Consider the following 1,487-nt stretch of genomic DNA (forward strand, 5'->3'; position numbering starts at 1 on the left):
CGTCGGCGGAACCAGGACAAGATCATGAGCAGGAGGCTGACCACTGACGCTGCGGCGCAGAACAACCACACGGCCGAGTAGCCGGTCTCGGTCGGAGACGTGGCGTGTGCCGGGGTGAAGGCGGCGAGCATGGCGCCGGCCATGGCCGTGCCGATCGTGCCACCGACACCTCGCACTGTGAAGTAGGTGCCGGAGATGACGGCGACCTGGTCGGCGGGCGCAGCCTCAGAGATGTATGCGGGCATGCTGCCATGCAGCAGTCCTGTGCCCAGCCCGATCGTCATGAACCCCAGGGTGAACGCCCATGCTGTCGAGCCCGCGTGCGCCAAGATGGCCGTGCTCGCGAGTCCTACTGTGCCGCAGCCAATTCCTGCCACGAGTACCCCGCGCGCACCGATCTTGCCGGCGATGAGCGCATACACGGATGATCCGAGTATGTCCATCAGGTAGAAGCAGGTCAACACAATCGAAATTGCCGTGGCCGCGAACCCGAAGCCGTAGCCGACCGATTCCGGTTTCGCTGCCAGGAACGTCAGGACCGGTGTTTTGGGCACATACAGAATCGCTCCGAACATCGCCGCAGCCAGCATCGCCGGCCACATGGCCCGACTGGTCACGACATCGAGGTTGATCAGCGGCGCAGGAGTCCGGCGCTCCCATTTGACCCATGCAACCAGTACCACCAATCCGATCGCCGAGAGGCCCAGGGTGCTCAGGGAGGTCCATCCGGCGCTGTTGGCGTTCATCACGCCCACCAGCAGCGACACCAGCCCGACCGACAATCCGATGGATCCGATCCAGTCGATCGGGCGGTCAGCTCGTGTGGTGGATTCGGAGAGGAGGAACTGTGAGATCAGTGCACACACCACGAGCAGGATCGCCGGGACAAGGAGCGGCAAACGGGCGTTGCCGCCGAAAAGGGACATGATCGGACCGGCGCTCTGGACACCGATCAGCGAACCGACGGTGATCCCGGTGGCCAGCAGGGCGATCGTACGGTTGGCCCGCGCGCCCTTTTCCTTGTCGCGGACCAGTCCGATGAGCAAACCGATCGACGCCGATTGAGCAGACCACAACGAGTTGCCGATCGCAGCGACAGCGAACCCCGGGGCCACCGTAATCAGCACGAAACCTATCGCGGTCAGCGAGATCGTCATGGTCAGCAACCGGCGGTGCCCGTACCGGTCACCGAGCGCCGAGAATATCGGGACCATCACCACCATCGCCAAGAAGCTGATGCTGTTGAGGAAGTTCAACGAGGCGGCGTTGATATGGGTCGCGTCGCTCCACGCCGGAAGCAGGGGGTACCAGAACCCACCTGTGAAACCCGCGACGACCGGGATGAAGAACATAGGTCTCATGAAGTCCTGGATGCTCTTCCATCCAACGGAAGGTGGCGGTTCCGCCTCGGAACGCGAATCGGTGCGGATGGTGATGGACATCGTATTCGTCCTTGCATGCTAAGCCCCACCCCGGAGAAATGCTGT

Annotated in this window: 1 protein-coding gene; it reads right to left on the reverse strand. The window is 62.9% G+C overall.

The window, feature by feature from the left end:
- The coding region (locus tag ACFXN1_RS51795) for an MFS transporter (protein WP_379464193.1) at positions 1 to 1,442 on the reverse strand (1,442 nt) is incomplete at its 3' end.
- Positions 1,443 to 1,487 lie beyond the last annotated feature (45 nt).

The organism is Nocardia sp. NPDC059154, from assembly GCF_042755705.1.
GTDB lineage: Bacteria > Actinomycetota > Actinomycetes > Mycobacteriales > Mycobacteriaceae > Nocardia.